This is a genomic window from Methylobacterium sp. B4 (genome assembly GCF_003201865.1).
Lineage (GTDB): Bacteria > Pseudomonadota > Alphaproteobacteria > Rhizobiales > Beijerinckiaceae > Methylobacterium.
Genome location: NZ_QJJJ01000002.1, coordinates 345,660 through 369,280, shown reverse-complemented (window position 1 = coordinate 369,280; position 23,621 = coordinate 345,660). Strand labels below are relative to the sequence as shown.

Genomic DNA, 23,621 nt, shown 5'->3' with positions numbered 1-23,621 from the left:
GCTTCGTCCGGATCCGTGCGCAGGTGTCGGTGCGGGTGGTCCCTCTCATAGGAGAGGTGCGCGGGTCAGGCGCGGCGCCGCGACCCGCTGTTCGATCGCCCCGGACCGCCTACATCGGGCTCATGTCCCGTTCCTTCTCGCCCGCCTCATCGCAGCCCGTCACGCGCATCGTCTGCATCCGCCACGGCGAATCGACCTTCAACGCGCATCACAGGGCGACGGGGCGTGACCCCGGCCATATCGACGCCCGCCTGTCCGAACAGGGCCACGCCCAGGTCGCCCAGGCCCGCGCAGCCCTGCGCGCGATCCCGTTCGAACTCGTCGTCACCTCGCCGCTGACCCGGGCGCTCCAGACCACGACAGGCCTCTTCGCCGACCACCCGGCCAAGCCTACGCTGCTCGTGGAGGTGCTGCACCGGGAGTGCCAGGAGAGCAGCTGCGACATCGGCCGGGCCGCCTCGGTGCTCGCCCGGGAGTTTCCGGACTTCCGCGTCGATCACCTGCCGGAGACGTGGTGGTACGCGCAAGGCGAGGCCGGCCCGGAGGGTTGGCATGTCGAGCCGCCGCACCTGTTCGACCGGCGCGTGGCGGGCTTTCGGGAGTGGTTGCGGGCGCGCCCGGAACGGACCATCGCCGTGGTCGGCCACGGCACCTTCTTCTACCACCTCACCGGCCACTGGCTCGCCAATTGCGAGACGGTCGAGGTCGATCTCGCCGACGAGCCGCGTCCGCGCGCCTACGGCTGAGCGAGGCTGCGCGCCGCCTCCAGGCGATCGCGGGCGCGGAGCAGATCGATGGCGGGCGCCTGCCGGCCGATCCGGAGTGCCCGTCGAGAATGGCGAGGGCCTCGCGCCACGTGCCTTCAGCGAACGGCGCCGCCCCCTCCGCGACCTCGGCGGCGCAGCGCGGGTCGCTGAAGGCGCGAAGCCCCGCCGTGGCGGTGCGCGCCACCGCCGAGGCGCGGGCGCCCGCGATCCAGGCATGGCGGCCGGCGGCTGCGTGGGACAGGGTGCCGCCCTGCCTCTCGGCGGCGCGCAGAGTGTCCTGCGCGCCGGCTGGATCGGACGCGGTCTCGCAGCGGGCGGCGAGCGCGGGCAGGCCGGCCGCGTCGAGCAGCGGCGGCAGGATGCGGCGCACGCTCTCGAGAGCGAGGAAGGCGGTGCGAGCCGCCTCGACCGCTGGCCGGTCCGCCGAGCCGGACAGTCGCAGCACGAAGGCCATCAGCCCCTGCCGCTCGGATTCCGGCATCGCGTCGTTGAGGCCGAGCGCGTAGGCCGCGAGCGGGCGCGAGAAGCAGGGCGGGCAATCCTCGGTCGCGGTGATGGCCCGGTAGGGCAGACCCGCCGCGACCATGGCCGCCTCGTTGATGCAGGTGCCGCCGTCCGGCCCCGGAAAGGCGTGCGAGCCCTTCAGCAACCGCCAGTTCAGGATGGGCTCGAAGGCGCCGAGGGCGTCGCGTCCGGTCAAGAATGGCTCCTCCCGATCCGGGAGCAGCCTGCCACGTCTTCGCGGTGCTTGGCGAGGGGGTTCGCGAGGGGACGCGCGCGAGGCGCGTGTCAGCCCCCGATGCCGGTCGCCAGCCCCGAGAGCATCGCCAGCCCCAGCACGAGCACGAAGGCTCCGGCCAGGAGTTCGAGGGTGCCGAGGGCGAGGACGCCGGCCCGTCCCCGCCCGCCCGCGAGACGCAGGGCCAGCGTCTTGGCGAAGACGGCGAGGCTCGCGAGTGCGCCGGTGGTCAGCGCGGTGCCGAGGGCCATGGCGAAGGTCGCGGCGATGCCGGCGGCGAGCATTCCCTGCGCGGCGCAGAAGACGAGGATCAGCACCGCCCCGGCGCAGGGGCGCGAACCGGCGGCAAGGACGACGCCCAGGCGCTCGCGCCAGCCGTCGAGCCGGTCGAGAGCGGTGGCATCGGTGAGACCGGCATGGCCGCAGCCGGGACCGCAGGCCGCCGCCGGGGCGCCGACGGCCAAGTCGGCGAGCCGGGCGGCCTTGCGCCAGGTGACGGCGGCGCCGAGCCCCGCGACGAGGGCGAAGCTCACGGTCTCGATCAGGGTGCCGGCGCGGGTCATGCCCGCGGCGGTCGCCTTGAGGACGAGGACGCCGAGAAGGACGATGGCGATCGCTACGCAGGCCTGGAGCAGGGCCGCCGCCGCGCTCAGGGAGAAGCCACGCCGAAGGGTGCGCTCGCCCGCCACGATGTAGCCGGCGATCACCGCCTTGCCGTGGCCGGGACCGGCGGCGTGGAATACGCCGTAAGCGAAGCCCATCAGCACCAGCGGCATCCAGCTGCCCCCGGCCTTCAGTGCCGAGACCGCGCCCTGGAGCGCGCGCGAAAAGTTGGACTGGACGGAGAGCAGCCAGCCGCCGATCCCCGTCGCGGCCGGTGCGGCCTCGCGGAAGCCGATGCCGAAGGGAGACCGGGGCGGCGGCGCGGCGAGGCTGGGGCCGAGCGTCCAGGCGACGAGAGCGAGGAGGGCGGCGGCGGCCAGCACCGCCCCGGCGGCGAGCGCGGCCTTGAGCGGTAGCCGGCGCGAAGGGGTGCCCTTGGAATCGAGGCCGCCGGCCGGAGAGGATGTCGGGGCCGCGCTCAGGGACATGCGACGATGGCCCGGTTGGCGAATTGCTCGCCGTAATTCGAGGCGGCGGTCAACGCCTCGAACATCGCCTCGGTCATCGACTGGCCGGCCTGCGCCACCGCGGGCTCGGCGTTCTTGGCCCGCGTCACCGTGGTGGTGCAGCCGGGCGCCGCGCCGGGCAGGCGCACCGCGTCGGCGCCCTCGGCGAGGCTGAAAGAAACAAAGTAGGTCGGATCGTAGACTTCCAGCGCCGCCACGCCGCGCCCCTGCGCGGTCGGCACCTTGAGCGGCAGCAGGAAGTTCAGGGTGAGCCGGTCGCCCTCCATGGCCATGCGGGCATCGCGCGGCTCGGCGAAGGCCTGTTCCTTCCCCGCGACCTTGAGCTTCGTGAAATAGGCGAACTCGGCGAGGTTGCCGGTGTTCTCGTTGGCGAGCCCCTGCAACTCCTCCGGCGAGAGCTTGCCGTCGCCGTTGGTATCGAGGCCCTGCGTCACGAAGGACGAGTAGGCGGCGTCGAAGCTCCACGTGTGACGGATGCCGGCGACGCGGCCGGCCTCGTAGGCGACCTCGGCCTTGGCCGTCACCCAGACATGGGGGTGGGCGGAGGCCGGGCCGGCAGCGGCGAGGCCGAGCGCGGCGGCGAGGGCGAGGCGGCGAGGGAATGCGATCGGCATGGCGCTCGGGTCGGGGGCTCGCTGCGTTCCTTGGCCAAGGACGCGTCGGGCCCCGTCCTGCCCGAACGATCGGGCGAAAGCAGGGCGCGAGGGGAGCGGGAGCATCGATGACCGGGGCCGAGCTGGACGAGCTGCTGCGCGACTGCCCGCTCCTTTTCCACATGGCGGAGGCCGGCGCTTGGCCGAGCATCGCCCGGCACGGGCTCCTCAGCACGCGGGCGGCACTCGACCTGTTCGAGGCGACGGGCGATCTGCGCGCCGCAGCCGAGCGGCGGCGGCCGGAGGGACTCGTGCTGGAGCGGGCGGATCTCGGCCGCATCGTACTGCGCGATCAGAAACCGCTCAGCGACAAGGCTCTCGCGCGCTGCCTGCGCGACGGCCTGACCCCACCCGATTGGCACGCCCGGCTGAACGGGCGCGTCTTCTTCTGGCTCAGCCGCAAGCGGGTGCTCACGCTGCTGGCCGGCCGCGCCTACCGGGCGCAGGCCCACGAGATCCTGGAGATCGAGGCGGCCCCGCTCGTCGCGGCCTATCGCGACCGGATCGAACTCTCGGCCATCAATTCGGGCGCGACGGGGCGCTTTCCGGTGCCGCGGGGCGCGGACACCTTCCTGCCGATCGATCACTATCCTTATGCGGCGTGGCGGAAGAAGCGGGCCCGCGGCGAGCGGGCGGTGGAGCTGACCGTCCCCGGTGCGGTGCCGGATCTGCACCGATTCGTGCGGCGCGTCGTCGTGATGCGCGGCGCGAGCGAGATCGAGACGCTCTACGAGGATCCGGCTACCGCTCCTTGAGCAGTGCCTCGACCTCGGCCTCCTCGGCCGCGGAGAGTCCGGCCGCCTTCGGTGCCCGACGGCGCGACAGGCGCCAGATGCCGAAGGCACCGAGGCCCACCGCCAGCAGCGGGCTGAGCCAGAGCAGCAGCGTGTGCCAGCCGAAGACCGGGCGCAGCAGCACGAACTCGCCGTAGCGGGCCACCACGTAATCGACGACCTGCCCGTTGCTGTCGCCCTCCTTGAGGCGGTCGCGCACGAGCAGGCGCAGGTCCTTGGCGAGCGGCGCGTCGGAATCGTCGATCGACTGGTTCTGGCAGACGAGGCAGCGCAGACCCTCCGAAATCTGCCGTGCTCGCGCCTCCAGGGCGGGGTCCTTCAGCACCTCGTTCGGCTGCACGGCGAGCGCCGGCGCGAGGCTGAGAGGCAGGCTCAGGGCGAGCGCGGCGAGCGCCGCGGGAAAGCGCGCGCGGATCATTCGGCGGGCACCGCGGAGGGCGGCAGCTTCGCGCGCGCCTTGACGGGGGCGCCGACGCGCATGCGCCGGTCGGTCAGGGAGAGGCCGCCGCCCGCCGCCATGATGACCGAGCCGATCCAGATCAGCAGCACGAGCGGCTTGTGATAGAGCCGCATGCCGATCGAGCCGTCGGGCATGACCTCGCCGAGGCTGGCGTAGATCTGGCTCACGCCCACCGTCTTCAGGCCGGATTCCGTCACCGTCATGCGGCGGGAGGGGTAGAAGCGCTTCCCGGTCTCGACGGTGCCCACGTAGTCGCCCGCCCGGTTGCGCAGGGTGAGGAAGGCGGTGGTCTCGTCGTAGTTCGCGCCCTTGGTCGGGCCGACCCGGTCGAGGGTGGCGGTGTAGGGGCCGGAGGCGACCTGACCGCCCGGCCGGATCGTGGCGAGCCCTTCCGTGGCCCAGCCCTGCCCGGCGATGCCGAGCACTACGACGCCGACGCCGGCATGGGCCAGGGCGGTGCCCCAAGCCGAGCGCGGCAGGCCGATCGCCCGGCGCCAGGTCGTGCCGAGGTCGTGTGTCCGGTTCTGGCCGTAGCCGCGGGCGCGGGCCCAGATCTCGAGCACCGAGCCGATGATGAGATAGGCGCCGAAACCGAGGCCGACGGGCGCCATGATCGGGCCGCCCCAGGCCAGAGCCGCCGCGCCGAGGGCGACGACGAGCGCCACGGCGAAGGCCGCGAACAGGCGCTGCGCGGCGGCCGCGGCGTCACCCCTCTTCCAGGCGAGCGCTTGGCCGAAGGGCACGATCAGGAGGAGCGGGAGCGCCAGCGGGATGAAGGTCCAATTGAAGAAGGGCGGGCCGACCGAAATCTTCTCGCCCGTCAGCATCTCCAGGAGCAGCGGGTAGAGCGTGCCGACGAACACCGTGGCGCAGGCGGCCACGAGGAACAGGTTGTTCATCACCAGGGCCCCCTCGCGGGAAATCGGCGCGAACAGGCCGCCCTGGCGCAGCATCGGCGCGCGCCACGCGAACAGGCTGAGCGAGCCGCCGATGAACAGGGCGAGGATCGCGAGGATGAAGACGCCGCGGCTCGGATCGGTGGCGAAGCTGTGCACCGAGGTGAGAAGCCCTGAGCGCACGATGAAGGTGCCGAGCAGCGAGAGCGAGAAGGTGAGGATGGCGAGCAGGACCGTCCAGACCTTCAGCGCGTCGCGCTTCTCCATCACGACGGTGGAGTGCAGGAGCGCCGTGCCGGCGATCCAGGGCATCAGCGAGGCGTTCTCGACCGGGTCCCAGAACCACCAGCCACCCCAGCCGAGCTCGTAATAGGCCCAGTACGAGCCCATGGCGATGCCGAGCGTGAGGAAGCTCCAGGCGATCAGCGTCCAGGGCCGCACCGCCCGCGCCCAGACGGCGTCGATGCGCCCTTCGATCAGCGCCGCCACCGCGAAGGCGAAGGTGATCGAGAAGCCGACATAGCCGAGGTAGAGCAGCGGCGGATGGATCGCGAGGCCGAGATCCTGAAGCAGCGGGTTGAGGTCGTTACCCTCCAGCGGCGCGGGCGCGACCCGGGCGAAGGGGTTCGAGGTCGTGATGATGAACAGCAGGAACACGAAGGTGATGCTCGCCTGCACCATCAGCGTGTTGGTGCGCAGGGTCGGCGGCACGGAGGTCGTGGCGGTGGCGACCCAGGCGCCGAACAGGGCGAGGATCAGCACCCAGAGGAGCATCGAGCCCTCGTGGTTCCCCCAGACGCCGGAGATCTTGTAGATCAGCGGCTTGGCGGTGTGCGAGTTCTCGACGACGTTCTGGACCGAGAAATCCGACGTGACGTGCGCGTAGGTCAGCGCGCAGAAGGCGAACAGGATGCAGGCAAAGGTGCCCAGCGCGGCAGGCGCCGCCACCTCGCGCAGGGCGGCGTCGCCCGAGCGGGCGGCCCAGGCCGGCATCACCGCCTGCACCAGGGAGAGTGCCAGCGCGAGCGCCAGCGCGTAATGGCCGACCTCGACGATCACCGGCAAAGCTCCCGCGCGGTTTCGGTGCGGATGGTCATGAAGGGTCTCACCGCTCGCTGCGCTGACCGAGGGTCGCGTCGGCCGCCTCGGACTTGGGTGTCTCGGACTTGGGTGCGTCGGACTTGGACGCATCCGTTTTGGGGGCCGCCTTCCCCCCGCCTTCCTGCCAGCGCCCCTGCGCCTTAAGGGCGTCGGCCACCTCGCGGGGCATGTAGTTCTCGTCGTGCTTGGCGAGCACCGTGTCGGCGCGGAACACGCCGCCGGCATCGAGGGTGCCCTCCGCGACGATGCCCTGGCCCTCGCGGAACAGGTCGGGCAGCAGGCCGCGATACTGGACGGGGACCGTGGCACTGGTGTCGGTCACCGAGAACTCGACGTTCTGGTCGGACCCTCGCTTGACCGAGCCCTCCGTCACGAGGCCGCCGAGGCGGAAGCGCGTGCCGGGGGCGACGCCCTGCGCGGCCACCTCGGCGGGGGAGCGGAAGAACACGATCGAGCCGGTCATGGCCGACAGGATCAGCCCGAGCGCCAGCGCGAGCACGGCTCCGCAGGTGGCGATGAGGATCAGGCGGCGGCTCTTGCGGGTCACTTTTCCGTCCCGGTTCGTCGGCTTGTTGTCGGCCCTCGGCTCGCGCGAGCGATCTGAGGCCGGCCTGACGTTACTTCATTTGATCGAGCATCCGGTTTCGGCCCCCGCGCCCGCGGGGTCAAGGTTGCACGGGCGGGACCGATTGTCAGGGGCGGGGTTGCGGCTACGGCTTGGCCGGTCGGCCGAGGTCGAGTTCGCGGCCCAGCGCGTCGAGGCGCTCCACCGCAGTCGGGTTGGCGGCGAGCGCCATCTTGGCCCGGTCGAGAGCCTGGGTCGCGGCGGCCCGATCACCGAGGATGCCGTAGGAGCGTACCAGCCGCATCCATTCGTCGGCGCTGCCGCCCTTGGCGGCGAGTCGCCGGTCGAGGGTCGCCACCATGCCGCGGATCGCCGCCTCGCGCTCGGCCGGCGGCATCGCCTTGATCGCGGCTGCCGCGTCGGGTTCGGGCCGGCTCAACTCGGCCTTGCCCGTCTCGGCGCCCGCCCTGTCCTCCGCCTTCGATTCGGGACGCGGCACCCCGGCCTCCGCGAGGCCGAGTTCGCGCGCCTGCGTGTCGAGGCGGGCCTGCGCCTCCCGGTCCTCGGGAAAGGCCTTGCGGGCGCGCTCCAGGGCGTCGAGCGCCTTGTCGCGCTCGCCGAGCACCGCGTGGGAGCGCACGAGGCGGAGCCATTCCTCGGCGCTGCCGCCCTGCTTGGCCAGGCGCCGCTCCAGACCCTCGACCATGCCGCGGATCGCATCGATCCGCTCGGAGGGGGGCAGCGACTGGATGTTGGAGCCCGGCCCGGCCGCCGGAGCCTCCGCCTTCGCCCCATCCTCGGCCTTCGGCGCCGGCATCGTCTCGCCCTTCAGTCGGGCGAGGCTCTCGCGCACGGCGGGGAGCCAGGGCGCGTCCGCGGGCGCGGCCTCCGCCATCGCCTCCAGACGGCGCACCGCACCGGCCACGTCGCCGGTCTGCTCGTCGCCGCGAGCGAGGTAGAACTGAGGCTTGGCCGCTTTGGGATCGGCGGCGACCGCCCGACCCAGCACCTTGCGGGCCTCCGGCGAGACCGTGCCGTCGGCCGCCGCGACCAGGGCCTCGCCCCAATCGGCCAGCGCCTGCGCGTCCTCGCCCTTGAGGCGCACCAGGGAAGCGTAGGCGCGCGCCGCGTCGTCGAAGCGGCCGAGCCGCATGTAGACCGGGCCGAGCACGCTCCAGCCGCGAACGTCGTCGGGGTGATTGGCGAGCCGCGCCTCGATCTGGCCGATGGCCGTCATCAGATCTTGCGCGCCCGCCCGCGTCGCATTGCGGTCGGCCTCGGTCTGCGAGGGGAGGTTCGGCGAGCCGTAGAGGCCGTAGACGGCGAGCGCCACGAGCGGGATCGTGGAGAGTGCGAAGGCGGAGGCCGCCCGGCGCTGGCGCAGATGCGGCTCGGCGATCGGCCGGGCGCCCGGCGCGTTCGCACGTTCCTCGCGGCTCGCCCGCAGGAGCCGGCGCGCGGCCTCGGTGCGGGCGGCCTCGGCCTCGGCCGGGGCGATCAGGCCGCGCCCGAGATCGCGCTCGATCTCGGCGAGCTGGTCCTCGTAGAAGCCGGTCTCGGTGGCGAGCCCGGACGCACTGCTCCCGGCCTCCAGCCCGGCGCCCGGCGCAAGCCCCTGCCGGCGGCGGCGCGACATCGGCCAGAGCAGCGCGAACACGGCTGCGCCGGTCATGGCCGCCAGAATAAACCAGATCGCCGTCATCAGACCCAAGAATGCAAGCTCGGCCCCGTGTAGAGCCCGAGCGGGGCCCGCACGACATCAGCCTCGGGTGACACGTCGTCACGCACGCGGACAGGTCGGCCATAGCACAGGCGGATTGCAGCGTAACCTTCGCCGCATCGGCACCACTCAGCGTTGTCCGGCACCCGCGGGCGCGTCTCCGGGCACCTCGATCACCGCGCGAAGGCCGCCGAGCGCCGCCGCCTCCAGGCGGAAGCGCCCGCGATAGAGCGCGGCCAGATCCGCCACGATCGACAGGCCGAGGCCGGAGCCGGGCTTGGTCTCGTCGAGGCGCCGGCCGCGCTTGAGCACGGCGGCGCGATCCTCCTCGGGCAGGCCCGGCCCGTCATCCTCGACCGAGACGAGGAGGTGGGGATAGTCGTGCTCGCCCGTGGGCGAGGCCGAGATCGAAACGCGCCCGCTCGCCCATTTCGAGGCGTTGTCGACGAGGTTGCCGATCATCTCCTCGAAATCCTGCTTCTCGCCGCGGAAGCGCAGGCCCGGCGCCACGTGGACCTCGTAGGCGATGTCCTTGTCGCGATAGATTTTTCCGAACGTTCGCACCAGTCCGGCAAGCGCCGGCTCGACCTCGGTGGAGGTGCCGAGCGTACCCGCGAGCGCGGCGGCGCGGGCGCGGTCGAGATGGTAGTTCACCTGGTCGCGCATCACCGCCGCCTGCTCGCGGATCTTCTCCGACAGCTCCGGCGGCGCCTCGCTGCTGCCGACCTCGTTGACGATGATCGAGAGCGGGGTCTTCAGGGCGTGGGCGAGGTTGCCGACCTGGGTGCGGGCGCGCTCCAGGATCTCGCGGTTGGTTTCGATGAGCAGATTGATCTCGCCCGCCAGCGGAGCGATGTCGCGCGGATACTCTCCGTCGATCCGGTCGGCCTCGCCGCGGCGGATGGTGCCCAGTGCCGTGCGCAGCTTGCGCAAGGGCGCGAGGCCGAAGCGGATCTGCAGCAGCGCGGTCGCCGCGAGCGAGAAGCCGAGCAGGCCGAAGGTCATGAACAGCGAGAAGCGGAAGCGCTCGACGTCGTTGACGATCTCGTCGGCCGGCCCCGCCACGCGCACGGTGTAGCGCCCGTCGGCCCCGACATCGACGTCGCGCTCGACGATGCGCAAGCTGCGGTCGTCCTGGCCCCGGCCGTAGCCCTGGCGGATCTGGCCGATGGTGGCGGTGCCGGCCTGATCCGGCCCTTTCAGCGGCACGCCGACGAGCGAGCGCGAGGTGCGCAGGTCCCGCGGCTTCGCATCGGGCCGCCCGACCTGCCAGTACCAGCCCGAGAGGGGCAGATCGAAGCGCGGGTCGCCGAGCGAGAAGGAGCGCGCCTCCGGGTCGCTCGGGGAGACGAGATCCGTGGCGAGGTTGTTGGCGAAGACGAGCAGCCGACTGTCGAAGGCGCGCTCGGTGTTCTCGCGGTAGAGCGTGGTGAGGATGAAGGCCGCGATGACGAGGATCGCGGTGCTCGACAGGAACGAGGAGACCGCGAGCCGGACCGCGATGGAGCGGCGGCGCAGGGGCAGCCAGGCGAGGCGGTCGGTCATGATTCCAGGCTCGAAACGCGGCTCGCTCGCGGGGATGCCGGCATGTACATCATGCGCGCCGGGATCCGACACAGCGCTAAATCCAGAAGCGCATGGGCCTGCACATCCGCGATGCGAACATCGAGATGCTGCTCGACCTTGCGAGGATCGGTCTCGCTCCGATGGCCCCGGAAGGTGCGGATGGGGCACCCGATGCCTTCAAGCATCACGGGAAAGGAACGGGAGATCCGGCCGACCTCAGCATAGGCGCCTGCTTCGCCTACGCGGTCGCGCGAAATCGCGGCGTACCGCTCCTCTACAAAGGCGAGGATTTCGCGCTCGCCGATCTCGGCGACCCATGACGGCCTACCCCCGCCCGGGCGGCTGGTTCGGATCGATCAGGTAGCCCAAGCCTCGCACCGTCTGGATCAGATCCACGGCGAGCTTCTTGCGCAGGCGCCCGACGAACACCTCGATGGTGTTGGAATCGCGGTCGAAATCCTGGTCGTAGAGGTGCTCGGTCAGCTCGGCGCGGGAGACGACGCGGCCGGTGTGATGCATGAGGTAGGACAGCAGGCGGTACTCGTGGCTCGTCAGCTTGACCGGCGCACCGTCCACGAAGACGCGGCCCGAGCGGGTGTCGAGGGTGACGGGGCCGCAGGCGATCTGGCTCGAGGCATGGCCCGCCGCGCGGCGAAGGATCGCGCGCACGCGGGCCATCAGCTCCTCCATGTGGAAGGGCTTGGTCACGTAATCGTCGGCGCCCGCATCGAAGCCGTCCACTTTGTCCGACCAGCGGTCGCGGGCGGTCAGGATGATGACGGGGGTCTTCACCCCGGCCCGGCGCCAGTTCTGGAGCACGGTGACGCCGTCGGCCTTGGGCAGGCCCATGTCGAGGATGATCGCGTCGTAGGGCTCGTTCTCGCCGAGATAGCCGCCCTCCTCGCCATCGAAGGCCTTGTCGGCGACGTATCCGGCCTCTTCCAGGGCGGCGACGACCTGACGGTTGATGTCACGGTCGTCCTCGACGACGAGCAAGCGCACGGTCGGTCACTCCTCAAGCAGATCGCCACCGGCGATGACGGCCCATCGCCCGCTTTTCCCGTTCGGGGCAGAATCAATCGGGGCGGCAGGTGCCGGCCGAATGCGCGGACACTGACGATCGGTCAGGTTCCGGGCAACCGGATGTCGCTCATAAACCGTAAAACTTCCGCTACGCCGCCCCATCGCTACCACTGCCCGCTGACCTGCCCGGACTGGGCATCGACCATCACCCGCGTGAACTGCCCGTCGCGGCGCAGGGCCGTCAGCAGGTAGACGAGACCCGCCTCGTGCCGGCACAGGCTGGCGCGCTGGATCTCGGCCCGCGGGACGATCTGCCGGGCCGCGCGGATCGCGGCGATGGGCGGAACGACGCGCTTCTCCGCCACCGCCTCGCGCAGATCGGCGGGCGAGAGGCAGTCGTCGCCCCGGTTCAGCACCTCCCGCGTCGGAGGGGCGGGCGCCAGGGCGCCGGTCTCCTCGGCGAGGGGGCCGACCGCGCCCGTCGCGAGAACCGCGGCGGTCGAGACGACGATCAGCAGGGCGAAAGCTTGGCGCATCGAGGGGAACTCTCGTCTCAGGGCACTGAATGCGCCCTGAATGTTCGCGAGAGCGAGCCGTTTCGGGGATGCGAATGCTGTTCTCGGGTCGGGGGCCATGTCCGGGTCGGCGATGCTGTCGGGGACAAGGCGGGACCGCCGCCACGGTTCCCGCAGTGCCAGTGCGCAGACGCGCGCTGCGGGACGCCTCACGGTGTCGGCCGTCCCGCCGCGCCGAGCCCATGATCGAGGAAGCGTCGCAGCGTCAGGCTCGCCAGATCCTGGCTGTCGATGTGATCGAGCGCGGCCCGGCGCAGGACGGTGAGCGAGCGCTCGAAGCCGTGGCGGGCTTGGTCGAGCCGGCTCGCGGCGGCGCGGCTGCGGCGCCTCCGCGAGGGATGGCGGCCGAGCCCGGCCGGGCCTGCCGGGAAAAGGGATGCAAACATGGATCGTCCCGTCCGTTGCGGTTCGTCGGTCAGGGCCTCGGACGATGCGGGAGGTCGTCCATCCGCCGCAGGATCTCCTCGAACTTCTCGCGGGCGCGCTCGTCGCTGCGTTCCACCTCGCGGGCGGTCTCGGCGGCGAGGCGGGCTAGATCCTCCAGCACGCGGGTGCGGCTCTCCAGGGCGGCGGCGACCGCCGCGTTGGTCTGCGAGGCGCGCTCCAGGGCGGCGGTCGCTCCGGTCTCGACGATGCGCGCCTCCAGCACGCGCAGGCCGTCGCGGTAGAGATGGAGGCAGGCGAGCCCCAGCAGCACCGCGACGATCCAGCCGGCACCGCCGTCGGCGAAGAGGAGGCGCGCGGCTTCCGTTGCGATCTTCTCCACGGCGGCCCCCTCCGGATCGCCTGTCGCGACGCCCCCCGGTCTCGGCGCGGCCGGAGGATCAGACGGCCTCGCCGGGTGCGGCCGAGGCGACGCGCCTGAGCGCGGGTTCGAGGGTGTTGCGGGCGGTGGCCGCCTCTTCCAGGCTCAGGGAGCGGAAAACCTTCTCGGCCAGCCCCTCGCCGCCGCCCGCCGCGCGGATCAGCCAGCCCGGCGCCTGATCGAGGGCCCGCTGCACGGCGCGGGCGATCACCGCCGACCCGACGGCGACCGTGAGCGTGCGCCCGCGGACCGCGCCGGAGACGGCGTTGAGGGCGTAGTCGGTGGCGCGGTGCACGAGGCGTTCGACGAGGGCGTCGGTGACGAGGAGCCGCAGCGGGCCGCCGATGCGGGCGAGAACCGCCGCCAGCGCGGCGACCAGAACCGGCGTGAGCAGCGCGGTGAGACCTTGGGCGAGGGCGAGCACCGCGTCGCCCCAGGGCAGGACGAGCGCGGCCGCCTCCGCGGCGGGGTGTGCGGCCGCCGCGCCGGTGCCCGGCGGCAGCACGAGCAGGAGCAAGGGCAGAATTGCCTTGGCGATCATGGCTACGATCCTTTTCGCGTCGAGGGGATGGGCGGGGTTCAGCGGGGGCGCGGCGCGGCCAGACGGCGCGTCGGCGCTCCAAGACCGCCTGCGGCCAGTGAGGGACGGCCGGCGGCCGGAAGCGCCACGGGCTGCGGATCGCCGCGCCGGGCGCGCGGGAGGGCGGCTTCGTAGGCGGTGCGGAACTGGTCGTGCTCGGCCTGCCGGCGCGGGATGATGGCCGCCGGCCGGTTCCACATCAGGATCGCCCCGGCCGCGCCCTCCCGATCGCCCGCCCGCAGCCGCCGCAGCACGGTGGAGCGCAGGAAGGCCGCCGGTCCGATGTTGAAAGAGAGCGAGACCAGGGCGTCGAAGGCGTGCTGCGGCAGCGGCTCGGGGATCGCCTCCGCGACGGCGCGCACGAAGCGGGCCACGTCGCGGACGAAGATCGCGTCGGCCTCCTCCGCGCCGATGCGCAGACCCGCCCGCGGCAGAGGCGGGCCGGCGGCGGCGGTGTGGCCGACACCGATCGTCCAGATGCCGACGCTGTCGCGATAGGCCTCCAGCCGCAGGCCCTCCCGGGCGATCAGGACGGCGCGACCGAGGGCGCTGAGATCCATCGTGTGTCTCCGGGTCGGGGCGGGGTGGTCAGCGGGGATGCAGGACCGGTCGCGCACCGCGCCGGGGCCGGCAGGGGGCGCTTGTCCGAGGCTTTCGAAGTGCCCGCCGGGCGATACGGCCGGGGCGCGTCGTCCGCCCCGGCATCGACGGCGCCGCGGACGTTTCGTGACGCGGCCTCAATCGAGGTTTTCGAAGAACAGCGAGAACAGGACGTTGACCGTGAAGTGCGCGCCGGCGCTTGACACGACCTTGAGGCACCAGTGCTCGTGGCCTTCGAAGACGACACCGTTGACGAGATCGGCCGCTTCCTTGGCGTCGCCGGAAATCGTGCAGGTCAGCGCGGTGTCGCCGAACCGTTTCTGCAGTGTGAAGGTCCAGTGCTGGCCCGCACCCGGAGCCTGTTGCGTCACGATGCGCAGGTTCTTGAACCGCCCCCTTCGCCCCCCCGGGAAGACAGACTTCGCTGGGATGGCCGCCGAACAGGGCGTGGGAGAAGTAGCGGGTCACGCCCGCATCGACGGCGTTGTCACCGATGTTGCCCGCGATCACCTGCCCCGTCGGCAGCGGCACGCCCGCGACGGTGACGCGGCCGGGAAAGGCGACGTCCCCCGTCGCGCCAGCGATGCGCAAGGCTTCGAACCAGCGGCCTCCGTCGGGCGAGACCTTCACGCGCAGGTCGTCGTCGCCGGTCAGGCCGATCTCGGCCCGACCCGACCAGCCGGACTGCATCAGCAGGGAGAGGACGTTGCCGGGCGCCTGCTTGTTGAGGGTGTAGCGCAGATCCCCGCTGCCCCCTTCGGCCGTCGTCCGCGCGGTCCAGAGCGCCTTGTTGAGCTTGGCCGCGAAGGGATTGTCCGCATCCGCGCCCGTGCCGATCCCGAGCCGCGAGAGGTCGTTCAGAGCATCCAGGGTGCCGCGGAACGACATCCAGACCGTGCCCGTGAAGGTGTAGAGGTCGGCCTCGTCGGCGACCCAGGCGAGCCAACCGGCCCGGGGCCGGAGGGCGAGCCACGCCCCGTCCTGGAAGCGGGCGATGCGGCCGGCCCAGCCCGCCCAGGCGCCGGACGGGTCGGAGGCGGCGATCAGGTAGCGGTCGCCCTCCGTCGGGTCGGGGGGCGGCGCGGTTCGATCCTTGTCGAGAACGGCGAGTTGCACGAGCGCGTCGAGCAGCGCCAGCGCCTCGTTGTGGGTGACGTGTTTCTGCGCCTGCCCCGCCGCGATCAGCGGCAGGGCGAGACTCGGGGTGGTATCGGCCACGGGCGGCCTCCCTGACGCGGATCGAGGTCGGATGTCGGGATCGGCGGTTCAGGCCCGGTGCAGGCTCACCCGTGCCCGCCGGGTCGGTCCGGGGCCGGTCCGCGCCCCGAGCTGCGCCACGGCGAAGTCGATCTCGGTGCGGAGCGCGCCGAAATCGGCGGCCTCGTCCGCCGCGGCGTAGAGCGCGCTCGGGGCCGTGCTGGCGAGGCTGCGCAGGATGCGCCCGTCATCGGCGAGGATGTCGATGCGGTAGGCCTCGGCATCCTCGCCGAGAGGCACGTCCGCAGGCTCCCAGCTATCGGCGTCGCGCCGGGCGCGGCGGGTCCAGCTCAGGCGGATGCCGTCCGGCCCGCGGCGGGCGCGCAGGTGGACCGGACTCAGGGGAACGAAGGAGTCGAGTCCGGCGGTCGCCTCGAAGCCGATGAAGACCGGATCGGCGGGATCGCGCTCCGCCGGGCCGACCCGGTAGAGGAAGCGCCGGCCCGCCTCGTCGAGGCGGTCGACGAGGGGCGCGACGGCGCCGTCGTCGAGGCGCACGATCAGGCTTCCCGTCGGAGCGGGTCGGCCCGCGGCGGCCTCGCTCCCGGCAAGACCCCGGATCAGGCCGGACAGCCGCCAGGTTTCCGGCCCCGTCAGTTCGGCCCCGGCCGCGGACAGGATCTCGACCACCCCGTCCGTCCCGACCAGGGCGAACAGGTTGCCGCCCGCGAGCGCGGCAGCCTCGCCGATCGCGGCGAGCCCTTCCGCGTGGCGCAAATCCACGTCGAGGCGGGCGTTTCGGTCGAAGCGCCAGAGCGGGCCGGGTGGCAGGGGGGTTCGCGTTCGGCCGAGGCAGGCCGGATGGTCGAGGGTGCGGTGGGGCCGGAAGGGAGCGCCCTCGCCATCCGCGCGCCACAGGGTGATCGCGCCGGGCCAGGGGTCGGCGGCCACCGCGAGGTAGGAGAGCGGCACCGGGCTGCCGCGCTCCACCGGCAGGACGAGCGGCAGGGCGAAGACCGGCCCTGGCTGGGCCGGCGGCGTCCGGCCGGGACGCGGCGCGGGCGTGGCGGCCCCGGTATCGCGCCGTCCGGAGGGGACGGCGCGGGTCTCGATCCGGCGCCCGGCCGGGCTGTCGTCGATGCGGGCGATGCGGTGGAGCGCCCCGGAGCGGTCGTCCGGCAGGGTCACGCGGTCGCCGGGCTCCAGGTCGATCCGGCGCGGACTGAGGGTGAAGCTGGCGCTCTCACGCCCGGCCAGAGCCGCGTCGAGCAGGGATTCCGCGAGCCCCTGCACCGCGTCCCGCCGGCTCACGATAGCGGCGTCGATCCGAACCTCGCGCCGCCGGCCCCCGGCCGGCCGTGCGGCCGCGGCGGTGGCGCGGCGGTAATCCGGGCTCTCGCCGTCGCCGAAGCCGATTTCGATGGAGCGGGGCAACTCGCTCTCCTGCGCCCGCATCCGGTGCAGGGCCGCCGTCTCGCCCTCCCCGGGCACGAGGTCGCCCGCCCGTAGCGGGACCGGATCGGCCGCCCCGGCATCGCGGAGGCGCAGGGTCCCTGCGGAGACGCAGACATCGAGGTTGAAGAGCCGGGCCAGGGGCTCCAGCGCTTCGCGGGCGGAGAGCGGACGGTCGAGGACGTATCCGTCGAGGAAGCCGGCCGCCTCGATGGCGGAGGGCGCCTCGATGCCGAGATCGGCGAGGATGGCCGCGATCAGGCGGTCGAGTTCCACTCCCTCGATGCGCCCGGTGATCCAGTGGCCGAGCGCCCAGTTGGCGGCGTCCGACCAGACGGAGGCGAAATCGGGGAAGGCGGGAAAGGGCCGCGCGTCCCAAGCCCAGACGAAGATGTCCTCGGGCGCGATCATCCGCCCCCCGTAGACCGGCGAGAGCGGATTATGAGCCGGCTCGAAACTATCTTCGGCCGGGTCGAACCGGGCGAGGATCGCCTCGAGCCCGCGGGCCTGGATCAGGTCGTCGCGGGTGGCGCGGGAGAAGGGCGGGCTGGCATTCTCCGACGATTTCGGATCGGGGAAGACGTTGGGCCCGTTGGTCCCGCGATCGACGGCGGGGATGCCGATTTCGGTGAGCCAGATCGGCTTGGAACCCGGTATCCAGGCCGTCGGGCCGGTCTCGACGCCGCCCGCGCGCTCGACATGCGGGTTCGACCACCACCCGACGAGGTCCTTGGGCCGATAGATCCAGGGCTTGCCGTAGGCGCCGTCGGTGATCGGCGTGCGGATTTGGGCCGCTCGGTCCTCCGGATCGGCATAGAACCAGTCGAAGGCCTCGCCCGCGCCGAGGCGATGCTTCAGATAGGCGCGGTCGTAGATGTCGGTGGCGTCCGCCGCGTCCCGGTGGCCGGAGCCGTCGCGCCAGTCGGAGATCGGTGGATAGTAGTCGATCCCGACGGCGTCGATGGCCGGGTCCGCGAAGAGCGGATCGAGGGGGAAGCGGATCTCGGCGCCGCCCTCGCGGACATGGGCGCCATACTCGGTCCAGTCGGCGGCGTAGGCGAGTCGCACCTGCGCGCCGAGCCGCGTGCGGACCTCGACCGCGAGCATGCGGAGATGGTCCACGGCCGGGTAGGAACCGCCCGGCCCGCGCACCCGCGTCAGGCTCACGAACTCGCTGCCGAGGATGAAGCCGGAGAGCGGGCTGCCCGCCGCAGCCCAGTCCGCGCCGAGGGCGGCGTAATGCCGGATCATCGCCCGATAGCCCTGCGGCCCCTCGAAGAAGGCCGCGACCTGAGCGGTCGCCGCCGCCGTACCGTCCGGGCTCCCGGAGCGATCGGGCGCGGGGTCGCAGGTGATGCGTCCGCGCCAGGGATAGGGGGCCTGCAGGCGGCTCGGATCGCGCGGATCCGGCAGAGTGGTGCCGGCCGGCACGTCCATCATGACGAAGGGATAGAGCACGACCGCGAGGCCGCGGCGAACGAGTTCGGCCACGAGCCGCCCGAGGCCGGCATCGGAGGGCGTACCGCCATAGGCCGCGCTGTCGCCGGATCGGGAGACCAGGGCTGCCGTCGCGCGCGTCCGCCCCGCGACGACCCAGGGCTCGCCGGTCGTCACCTTCGCCGCCGCATCGACCCGCGGCGTCACAGTGCAATGCCCGGCGCGCAGATCGTCGCCGAACCAGCTCGCCACCACCGAGACCCGGGCGAGCCGCGGGCAGAGTGCCTGAAGCGCGTCGAGGGAGGCGATCACATCGCTCGCTCCCTGGAACTGAAATCGATTAGCCGGCTTCGTAGCGCCGAAACCGGCATTCTCGCTCACCGCGAGCGGATCGAGGCCGAACTCGGTGGAGCCGGGAATCAGGCAGATTGCGCGAATCCTCGCACCCAGCCCCTGGACGGGACGGATGACCTCGAAGGCGAATTGCGGGATGCGGTTGCCGAAGGCCGCGAGCGGCAGCCGCTCGAACACGACGTAGGCGAGGCCGCGATAGGCGGGCGCGTCGTCCGCGCCCTCCTTGGCGACGATGAGGGGGTCGGCATCCTGTGTCGCGGAGCCGGTATGGACGCGCAGGTCGAGCGTCGTCAGATCGAGCTCGGTGCCATCGGCCCAGATTCGGCGCACCAGCGCGATCTCGCCCGCGCAAAGGCCGATCGCGACGTTGGCATAGGTGCTGTAGGCGGTGCGGACCGTCTTGCGCCCGCCCGCGCCGCCCTTGGAGCCGGAGGCGGCGCGCTCAACGGTGGTGTTGGCGACTTCGAGCGGCCGCGTAGCCCAGATCAGGGTGCCGCCGATGCGCGCCCGACCGTAGACCCGCGGCACCGGTGCCCCCTCCGTCGAGGCGAGGCCGCCGAGTTCGGTCAGCCGCGGCCCCTCGACGAAGCGCGGGCCCGCACCGCCGCCGAACAGGCCGTCGTCGAGCACCGCGCCGCCGGCGGCGCCGACGACCCGGCCGATCATCCCGCCGATAGGGCCGCCGAGCGCGCTGCCGACCGCCTCGCCGGCCGTCTGGAGGACGAGCGTCGCCATGCAGGACCTCCGGATCGGGCTGGGTTCAGGACGCTTCGGGGAAGCGGAAGGCGTGGACGAGGTGGCGGCGCCACCAGGGCGTCAGGGCGACTTCCGTTACCGCCGCACCGTCATGGGCGTGGATCATCGCCGCCGAGCCGGTGGCGATAGCGCAGTGTTTTGCCGGCAAATGTGCACGGAAGGCGAAGAGCAGCACGTCGCCGGGTCGGGGTCGGTAGGCCGGCAGATGTTCCTCGATCGGCAGGAGGTGGCGCCGGGCGGCGGCGAGCAGGGGAGCGTCGCCGGGGCCGGTGGATTCCGCCCAAGAGGCGGCATAGGGCGGCGTCTCCTCCGGCTCGGGTCCGAGCACGCCGCGCCAGACGCCGCGCAGCAGGCCGAGGCAATCGCAGCCCACGCCCTTCCGTGAGGCTTGGTGCCGGTAGGGCGTTCCGGCCCAGGCTCGTGCCTCCGCCACGATCCGCTCCGAGAGCGGGGAGGACGCATCCATCGTCGCCTACCGAAACAGGCTGGAGCCGTCGGGGCGCGCGCCCGCATCGGGAGCGGCCCGCAGCACGAAGTCGTTGCCGGGCATGTGCGGGAAACCCTGGAAGTTGAGAGCGTTGGCGAACTTGTCGCGGCAGGTGGCGAGACGCTTGTCGCAGCCGGCGGTGAGGCGGAAGGCGTCCCCTGCCATCGCCGGTCGCGGCGGCGGCTCCCAGAGTTCGAGGATCGTGCCCCCGCCCCCGTGCAGATGCGTTCGCAAATCCGCGGCGTGGCCGGCATTGGCGCCGCCTTCCCAGGCGAGGCGGCCTCCGGAGAACCAGCCTGCCGCGAAATCGCCGGCCAGGGCCACGGCGAGCCGGCCGGATTCCAGGGCGGCGCCGACGGTACCAGCTGCGTGGTAGCGCGGATCGGCGAGGCTGACGCGGCAACGGCTGTCGCCGACCTGCGCATCGCAGGCTGCGCGGAAGCTGCGTCCGGTCTGCGCGTCGAGGCGATGCATCAGCCCGCGCAACTCGGCGACGAAGGCGCTGCCCGATTGACGGATTTCGCCGAGGCTCGCCACGTCGAGCAGGATGCGGGACGAAGGCTCACGCCAATCCACCAGCCAGGTCTCGATCCCGGCCCCGTCATAGAGCCCGGCCGCCACGTCCGCCCCGGTGATCCCCGCCGAGGTCAGCGCGCCGGCGACCTCGCCCCCGCTCACCGCGAAGCCGAGTTCGGCGCTGGCCTCGGCGGCCTCCAAGCCGCTTCGCGCGGCGTAGGTCACGCCCGAGAACATCAGGTCGCGGTCGTGGTCGGTGAAGCCGAGGACGAGGCCATCGGGGCGGCGCAGGGCCCAGCAGCGGCACAGGGTGGTGGCACCGCCCTCCAGGCGGGCGGCGAGGGCGGGTGGAATGATGCGCATCGGCGCTCCCTCAAGGCACGATCTCGATCAACGGGATGCGCGGCACCTCGCCGACGGTGAAGGCGGCCAGATCGACGGCGAGCTCGTCGGTGTCGAAGCGGACCGGCACGTCGAACTCGAAACCGGCGGTGACCGCCGCGCCGGGCCGCGGCACCGCGTCGGGCGCGAAGGTCACGAGACCCGTGGCGGGATCGCAGGAGACGGCCGCGCCCGTCACCTCGGCGCCGCCCACGGCCACGCGCACGCTGCCGGCCACCGGCTTGACGATGGCCCGGCGGTACGGCTCCGGTCCGGCCCCGTACGTTTTGGCCAGCGCGAAGGTGCGGCTGGCACCGTCGCCCGTGCCGATGGCTTGATCGGTCGGCGTGACCGGACGCGAGGGCGGCCCGGAGCGGTGATCGACCCGGTCGCGGTAGCGGAAGCCGTAGAGCCGCCCGCGCCGCTCCTCGAAGAAGCTCAGCACCGCATGCAGCGCGTCGAGGGTGCGGATGCCGAGGCCGGCATCGTAGCGGCGGCGCGAATCCGCCCAGCGGCTGTTGCGGTGCTCGCGCCCCGAGGCGAGCGTGACGATCTCCGTGCGCCGCACCGGTCCGCCGCTGCCGCGCAGGGACACGTCGAGGGGAAAGCGCACCTCGTGGAAGTCGGAGGGCATCGCTTGCGTCCTCACAGGGCGCGCCGGCCGCGGGCGACGGCGCGGGCGAGACGCGCGGAAACCTGCGCCTCGGAGCGGCGGAAGCCCTCGATGTCGGGCGTGGCGATGTTGACGGTGACAGCTACGGGCCGCTCGGCCCCGCCCGCGGCGACGCCGAGGCGACCGTCGCTGCCGCGCTTCAGCGGCAGGATCGCCTCGGGGCCGGCTTCGCCCATCAGACCGAGACCGCCGTCAGTACCGTTCAGGGGGAAGTAGGTCGGCGCGGCCACGACCCCGCCGCCCGCGAACGGCCGCACCCGGCTTCCTGAAAGGTCGGCACCGAGAACGCCGCCGAGGCGGAACGGGACGATCCGGCCGCCCGAGACGAGCCCGCCCCGGGCGAGCGCCGTCGCGCCGCCGGCATCGGCGCCCGTGCCGAGCACGCTGTTGACGAGGCTCCCCACCCCCGTCTTCAGGGGGGCGAGCACCGCCTTCACCGCGACGTTCGAGAGCTTGCTCGACAGCGAGGCCAGCACGCCGTCGAGTTGGCGCCCGGCATTGAGGTTGCGGTCGAAGGCCGAGGACAGGCTCTGGCCGAAGCGCTGGGCCAGCCGGTCGAGGGTTTCGAGCTGCCGGAGGCGCTCGGTCGTGCGGCGATCAAGGTCGCGGTCCGTCATCGCGGTTCCTCCGGATCGGGATGGGCGGCGAGCAGCCGGTCGAGGTCGGCCCGGCCGAGCGCCAGGGTCCGCGGGCGGATCAGGCCGGCGGCGGAAGCGAGTTCGCGGGGCGTGGCGGCCCAGAGGTCGCGCGGGCGCCAGCGCAGGGTCGAGAGACCGAGCGTCAGCACCGCGTCCCACGGGAAGGCGGAGAGGGCGGTCTCCGGCGCGGGGCCTCCCGGGGCGTTCAAGGGTCCGCGGGCGAGCCCTCGCCGAAGGTCGCGGCCAGTGCCTCGCCGAGGGCGGCCGCCACCTCCGCGAGCCCTCCCGCCAGCGGCAGGCGGGCCACCGCCGCGTCGTCGAGGGCGTGGCCGCCGCCGCGCAACGCCGCGCCGAGCAGCGCGATCACGTCGCGGGCGGCGAGCCGCCCGCCCGCGAAGCGCTCGGCGAGGCCGGCGAGATCGCCCGCGCCCAGCGCGTCCTCGAGTTCGGCCAGCGCCCCGAGGGTGAGACAGAGGGTGTAGCGCTCCTGTCCGAGCGTGAGCGGCACCTCGCCGCGCCGACGGTTGGCCATGGCCTCGCCCTCCTCAGGCCGCTGTGAAGCCGAGCGCACCGGCCGAATCGAGGGCCATGTCGAAGGTGACCTCGCCGGCATGGTCGCCGCGATATTCCAGGCTCGTGATCTGGAAGAGCCCTTCGATGGTGCCGAAGGCCGGCACCACGATCTGGAAGCTGTCGATGGCGCCGTCGAAGAACATCTGGCGCAGGCGCGCGTCGGAGGCTTCGTCGCGGAAGACGCCGGCCCCGGCGACCGAAGCGCGGCGCACGCCCGCCCCGGCGAGCAATTCGCGCCAGCGGCCGGCGGAATCGGCGTTGGTGACGTCCACGGTCTCGGCGTTGAAAGTGAGCTGCCGGGCACGCAACCCCGCCACGGCAACGAAGCCGCCGGCCCCGTTGCCGATACGGACCAGCAGGTCCCTGCCCTTCTGTGCACCCATGCTGCGGCTCCGACGTTCGAGGGAGGTGGAGGTTCAGGCCGCGACCTCGGTCACGGCCTCGAAGCTCAGGGTCGCGCGGGCCTCGCCCGTGCGCTCGTCGCGGCTGCCGGCCAGGGTCTTCAGGCGCAGGAGAACGAGATGGTGGCCGCTCAGGCCGAGCTCGGCTTCGTCGAGGAGGGATCCGATGCGCTCGGCGGCATCGAGCGCCGAGCGGGTCGAGCCGGGCTTGGCGAAGACGCTGAGCGCGAGGGCGTGACGGTGGCGTCGGGCGCCCTCGACGGAATCGTCGCGGACCTCGCCGTCGCCGAACAGGGCGTAGACCGGCACGGTGCCCGGCGGAGGCTCGTCGTAGAGTTGCACGCGCCCGCCCATCAGGCCGGCGAGAGCCGCATCCCCCGTGAGATGCGCGAGGATGCCGGCGCGCAGCGCCAGCAGCGGGTTGAGGGTGCTCACGGGCGCGTCTCCTCGATCACTTCCTCGACCTCGCAGACGAGGTCCCGGCGGCGCCCGTCGGGGTCGCCGACCGTGCGGATCGCGAAGCGGCGCGTCCCGTCGGCAAGCCGCATGGCGCTGGTGACGCCGGGGCGGTAGCGCAGACCTACCCGGTAGAGGCCGGCCCGTTCGGTCCGCCCTCCCCAGCCCGGTTGGGCGGTGCCCAAAGCCTCCAGGGAACCCCACAGCACGGGGCCGGCGACGTAGCGGCGGGTACGGCCGCCGAACCCGTCCGGCGTCTCCAGCGGCAGTTCGAGCACGAGGCGGCGCCGCCGCGCGCCCAGGGAGGGATGGGGCATCGCTCGGTC

At 72.8% G+C, this 23,621-nt stretch carries 27 protein-coding genes and 1 pseudogene; 3 read left to right on the top strand and 25 right to left on the bottom strand.

Annotated elements, in window-relative coordinates; all coding sequences use genetic code 11:
• Nucleotides 1-122: 122 nt before the first annotated feature.
• The gene (locus BY998_RS05435) at nt 123-746 is read left to right on the top strand and encodes a histidine phosphatase family protein (protein ID WP_110350593.1); all 624 of its coding nucleotides are present in this window, start codon (nt 123-125) and stop codon (nt 744-746) included.
• Here BY998_RS05435 and BY998_RS05430 read toward each other — a convergent pair.
• From BY998_RS05430 to BY998_RS05420, 3 genes and pseudogenes are all read right to left on the bottom strand, one after another.
• Nucleotides 737-1,467 (bottom strand): annotated as a pseudogene (locus BY998_RS05430) (hypothetical protein). The gene BY998_RS05435 and the pseudogene BY998_RS05430 sit on opposite strands and share 10 nt — an antisense overlap.
• A gap of 89 nt (nt 1,468-1,556) precedes the next feature.
• Nucleotides 1,557-2,597, bottom strand: coding sequence for a nickel transporter (locus BY998_RS05425; protein WP_110350592.1), 1,041 nt, complete (start codon nt 2,595-2,597; stop codon nt 1,557-1,559).
• Nucleotides 2,588-3,250, bottom strand: a complete 663-nt coding sequence (locus BY998_RS05420) for a DUF1007 family protein (protein ID WP_110350591.1) — start codon at nt 3,248-3,250, stop codon at nt 2,588-2,590. Before BY998_RS05420 ends, BY998_RS05425 begins: the two co-directional genes overlap by 10 nt.
• Before the next feature lie 107 nt (nt 3,251-3,357).
• On the opposite strand from BY998_RS05420, the gene BY998_RS05415 reads away from it, so the two are divergent.
• Nucleotides 3,358-4,044, top strand: coding sequence for a hypothetical protein (locus tag BY998_RS05415; RefSeq protein WP_110350590.1), 687 nt, complete (start codon nt 3,358-3,360; stop codon nt 4,042-4,044).
• Here BY998_RS05415 and BY998_RS05410 read toward each other — a convergent pair.
• The 5 genes from BY998_RS05410 to BY998_RS05390 all read right to left on the bottom strand — a co-directional run bounded on the left by BY998_RS05410 (nt 4,031) and on the right by BY998_RS05390 (nt 10,370).
• The gene (locus tag BY998_RS05410) at nt 4,031-4,501 is read right to left on the bottom strand and encodes a cytochrome c-type biogenesis protein (RefSeq protein ID WP_110350589.1); all 471 of its coding nucleotides are present in this window, start codon (nt 4,499-4,501) and stop codon (nt 4,031-4,033) included. The genes BY998_RS05415 and BY998_RS05410 overlap by 14 nt on opposite strands.
• On the bottom strand, nt 4,498-6,498 hold the full coding sequence (locus tag BY998_RS05405; protein WP_110350647.1) for a heme lyase CcmF/NrfE family subunit: 2,001 nt from the start codon (nt 6,496-6,498) through the stop codon (nt 4,498-4,500). The genes BY998_RS05410 and BY998_RS05405 overlap by 4 nt, the downstream gene beginning before the upstream one ends.
• A gap of 46 nt (nt 6,499-6,544) precedes the next feature.
• On the bottom strand, nt 6,545-7,087 hold the full coding sequence (gene ccmE, locus BY998_RS05400; RefSeq protein WP_110350588.1) for a cytochrome c maturation protein CcmE: 543 nt from the start codon (nt 7,085-7,087) through the stop codon (nt 6,545-6,547).
• A gap of 163 nt (nt 7,088-7,250) precedes the next feature.
• Nucleotides 7,251-8,807, bottom strand: coding sequence for a c-type cytochrome biogenesis protein CcmI (gene ccmI, locus BY998_RS05395; RefSeq protein WP_110350587.1), 1,557 nt, complete (start codon nt 8,805-8,807; stop codon nt 7,251-7,253).
• 147 nt (nt 8,808-8,954) lie between these two features.
• Entirely contained in the window at nt 8,955-10,370 is a 1,416-nt protein-coding gene (locus BY998_RS05390) for an ATP-binding protein (protein ID WP_110350586.1), read from the bottom strand.
• 92 nt (nt 10,371-10,462) lie between these two features.
• On the opposite strand from BY998_RS05390, the gene BY998_RS05385 reads away from it, so the two are divergent.
• Entirely contained in the window at nt 10,463-10,711 is a 249-nt protein-coding gene (locus tag BY998_RS05385; protein ID WP_110350585.1) for a type II toxin-antitoxin system VapC family toxin, read from the top strand.
• Nucleotides 10,712-10,715: 4 nt separating this feature from the next.
• Here the strand turns inward: BY998_RS05385 and BY998_RS05380 are convergent, their stop codons facing one another.
• From BY998_RS05380 to BY998_RS05300, 17 genes are all read right to left on the bottom strand, one after another.
• On the bottom strand, nt 10,716-11,393 hold the full coding sequence (locus tag BY998_RS05380; protein WP_110350584.1) for a response regulator transcription factor: 678 nt from the start codon (nt 11,391-11,393) through the stop codon (nt 10,716-10,718).
• A 185-nt stretch (nt 11,394-11,578) separates the two neighbouring features.
• The gene (locus tag BY998_RS05375; protein ID WP_181425434.1) at nt 11,579-11,950 is read right to left on the bottom strand and encodes a hypothetical protein; all 372 of its coding nucleotides are present in this window, start codon (nt 11,948-11,950) and stop codon (nt 11,579-11,581) included.
• 188 nt (nt 11,951-12,138) lie between these two features.
• Nucleotides 12,139-12,375, bottom strand: coding sequence for a hypothetical protein (locus tag BY998_RS05370; protein ID WP_110350582.1), 237 nt, complete (start codon nt 12,373-12,375; stop codon nt 12,139-12,141).
• A gap of 29 nt (nt 12,376-12,404) precedes the next feature.
• Nucleotides 12,405-12,755 carry a hypothetical protein gene (locus tag BY998_RS05365; RefSeq protein ID WP_110350581.1) on the bottom strand — a complete coding sequence of 117 codons (351 nt, stop codon included), beginning with the start codon at nt 12,753-12,755 and terminating at the stop codon, nt 12,405-12,407.
• Between the two features lie 58 nt (nt 12,756-12,813).
• Nucleotides 12,814-13,335 carry a hypothetical protein gene (locus BY998_RS05360; protein ID WP_110350580.1) on the bottom strand — a complete coding sequence of 174 codons (522 nt, stop codon included), beginning with the start codon at nt 13,333-13,335 and terminating at the stop codon, nt 12,814-12,816.
• A gap of 38 nt (nt 13,336-13,373) precedes the next feature.
• Nucleotides 13,374-13,934, bottom strand: coding sequence for a lysozyme (locus BY998_RS05355; RefSeq protein ID WP_110350579.1), 561 nt, complete (start codon nt 13,932-13,934; stop codon nt 13,374-13,376).
• 28 nt (nt 13,935-13,962) lie between these two features.
• Nucleotides 13,963-15,192 carry a DUF2793 domain-containing protein gene (locus BY998_RS05350; protein ID WP_245421486.1) on the bottom strand — a complete coding sequence of 410 codons (1,230 nt, stop codon included), beginning with the start codon at nt 15,190-15,192 and terminating at the stop codon, nt 13,963-13,965.
• 48 nt (nt 15,193-15,240) lie between these two features.
• Nucleotides 15,241-19,149 (bottom strand): glycoside hydrolase/phage tail family protein, encoded by a 3,909-nt coding sequence (locus BY998_RS05345; RefSeq protein ID WP_110350578.1) that lies wholly within the window; start codon nt 19,147-19,149, stop codon nt 15,241-15,243.
• A 25-nt stretch (nt 19,150-19,174) separates the two neighbouring features.
• A complete protein-coding gene (locus BY998_RS05340; protein ID WP_110350577.1) occupies nt 19,175-19,636 on the bottom strand; it encodes an NlpC/P60 family protein in 462 nt (153 codons plus the stop codon).
• Nucleotides 19,637-19,642: 6 nt separating this feature from the next.
• Nucleotides 19,643-20,536, bottom strand: a complete 894-nt coding sequence (locus BY998_RS05335) for a DUF2163 domain-containing protein (RefSeq protein WP_110350576.1) — start codon at nt 20,534-20,536, stop codon at nt 19,643-19,645.
• A gap of 10 nt (nt 20,537-20,546) precedes the next feature.
• Entirely contained in the window at nt 20,547-21,188 is a 642-nt protein-coding gene (locus BY998_RS05330) for a DUF2460 domain-containing protein (RefSeq protein WP_110350575.1), read from the bottom strand.
• A gap of 11 nt (nt 21,189-21,199) precedes the next feature.
• Entirely contained in the window at nt 21,200-21,844 is a 645-nt protein-coding gene (locus BY998_RS05325) for a phage tail tape measure protein (protein WP_110350574.1), read from the bottom strand.
• Complete coding sequence (locus BY998_RS05320) at nt 21,841-22,074, bottom strand: phage tail assembly chaperone (RefSeq protein ID WP_110350573.1); 234 nt, start codon at nt 22,072-22,074, stop codon at nt 21,841-21,843. The genes BY998_RS05325 and BY998_RS05320 overlap by 4 nt, the downstream gene beginning before the upstream one ends.
• Entirely contained in the window at nt 22,071-22,397 is a 327-nt protein-coding gene (locus tag BY998_RS05315; RefSeq protein ID WP_110350572.1) for a gene transfer agent family protein, read from the bottom strand. Before BY998_RS05315 ends, BY998_RS05320 begins: the two co-directional genes overlap by 4 nt.
• Nucleotides 22,398-22,410: 13 nt before the next feature.
• Complete coding sequence (locus BY998_RS05310; protein ID WP_110350571.1) at nt 22,411-22,821, bottom strand: phage major tail protein, TP901-1 family; 411 nt, start codon at nt 22,819-22,821, stop codon at nt 22,411-22,413.
• A gap of 33 nt (nt 22,822-22,854) precedes the next feature.
• Nucleotides 22,855-23,274 carry a DUF3168 domain-containing protein gene (locus BY998_RS05305; RefSeq protein ID WP_110350570.1) on the bottom strand — a complete coding sequence of 140 codons (420 nt, stop codon included), beginning with the start codon at nt 23,272-23,274 and terminating at the stop codon, nt 22,855-22,857.
• Nucleotides 23,271-23,612 (bottom strand): head-tail adaptor protein, encoded by a 342-nt coding sequence (locus BY998_RS05300; protein ID WP_110350569.1) that lies wholly within the window; start codon nt 23,610-23,612, stop codon nt 23,271-23,273. The genes BY998_RS05305 and BY998_RS05300 overlap by 4 nt, the downstream gene beginning before the upstream one ends.
• Between the last annotated feature and the right edge of the window lie 9 nt (nt 23,613-23,621).

Coding starts and splice junctions, on each gene's coding strand:
- BY998_RS05435 (WP_110350593.1), top strand. CDS start 123: ATGTCCCGTTCCTTCTCGCCCGCCTCATCGCAGCCCGTCACGCGCATC.
- BY998_RS05425 (WP_110350592.1), bottom strand. CDS start 2,597: ATGTCCCTGAGCGCGGCCCCGACATCCTCTCCGGCCGGCGGCCTCGAT.
- BY998_RS05420 (WP_110350591.1), bottom strand. CDS start 3,250: ATGCCGATCGCATTCCCTCGCCGCCTCGCCCTCGCCGCCGCGCTCGGC.
- BY998_RS05415 (WP_110350590.1), top strand. CDS start 3,358: ATGACCGGGGCCGAGCTGGACGAGCTGCTGCGCGACTGCCCGCTCCTT.
- BY998_RS05410 (WP_110350589.1), bottom strand. CDS start 4,501: ATGATCCGCGCGCGCTTTCCCGCGGCGCTCGCCGCGCTCGCCCTGAGC.
- ccmI (WP_110350587.1), bottom strand. CDS start 8,807: ATGACGGCGATCTGGTTTATTCTGGCGGCCATGACCGGCGCAGCCGTG.
- BY998_RS05390 (WP_110350586.1), bottom strand. CDS start 10,370: ATGACCGACCGCCTCGCCTGGCTGCCCCTGCGCCGCCGCTCCATCGCG.
- BY998_RS05385 (WP_110350585.1), top strand. CDS start 10,463: ATGGGCCTGCACATCCGCGATGCGAACATCGAGATGCTGCTCGACCTT.
- BY998_RS05375 (WP_181425434.1), bottom strand. CDS start 11,950: ATGCGCCAAGCTTTCGCCCTGCTGATCGTCGTCTCGACCGCCGCGGTT.
- BY998_RS05370 (WP_110350582.1), bottom strand. CDS start 12,375: ATGTTTGCATCCCTTTTCCCGGCAGGCCCGGCCGGGCTCGGCCGCCAT.
- BY998_RS05360 (WP_110350580.1), bottom strand. CDS start 13,335: ATGATCGCCAAGGCAATTCTGCCCTTGCTCCTGCTCGTGCTGCCGCCG.
- BY998_RS05355 (WP_110350579.1), bottom strand. CDS start 13,934: ATGGATCTCAGCGCCCTCGGTCGCGCCGTCCTGATCGCCCGGGAGGGC.
- BY998_RS05345 (WP_110350578.1), bottom strand. CDS start 19,149: ATGGCGACGCTCGTCCTCCAGACGGCCGGCGAGGCGGTCGGCAGCGCG.
- BY998_RS05340 (WP_110350577.1), bottom strand. CDS start 19,636: ATGGATGCGTCCTCCCCGCTCTCGGAGCGGATCGTGGCGGAGGCACGA.
- BY998_RS05335 (WP_110350576.1), bottom strand. CDS start 20,536: ATGCGCATCATTCCACCCGCCCTCGCCGCCCGCCTGGAGGGCGGTGCC.
- BY998_RS05330 (WP_110350575.1), bottom strand. CDS start 21,188: ATGCCCTCCGACTTCCACGAGGTGCGCTTTCCCCTCGACGTGTCCCTG.
- BY998_RS05325 (WP_110350574.1), bottom strand. CDS start 21,844: ATGACGGACCGCGACCTTGATCGCCGCACGACCGAGCGCCTCCGGCAG.
- BY998_RS05315 (WP_110350572.1), bottom strand. CDS start 22,397: ATGGCCAACCGTCGGCGCGGCGAGGTGCCGCTCACGCTCGGACAGGAG.
- BY998_RS05310 (WP_110350571.1), bottom strand. CDS start 22,821: ATGGGTGCACAGAAGGGCAGGGACCTGCTGGTCCGTATCGGCAACGGG.
- BY998_RS05300 (WP_110350569.1), bottom strand. CDS start 23,612: ATGCCCCATCCCTCCCTGGGCGCGCGGCGGCGCCGCCTCGTGCTCGAA.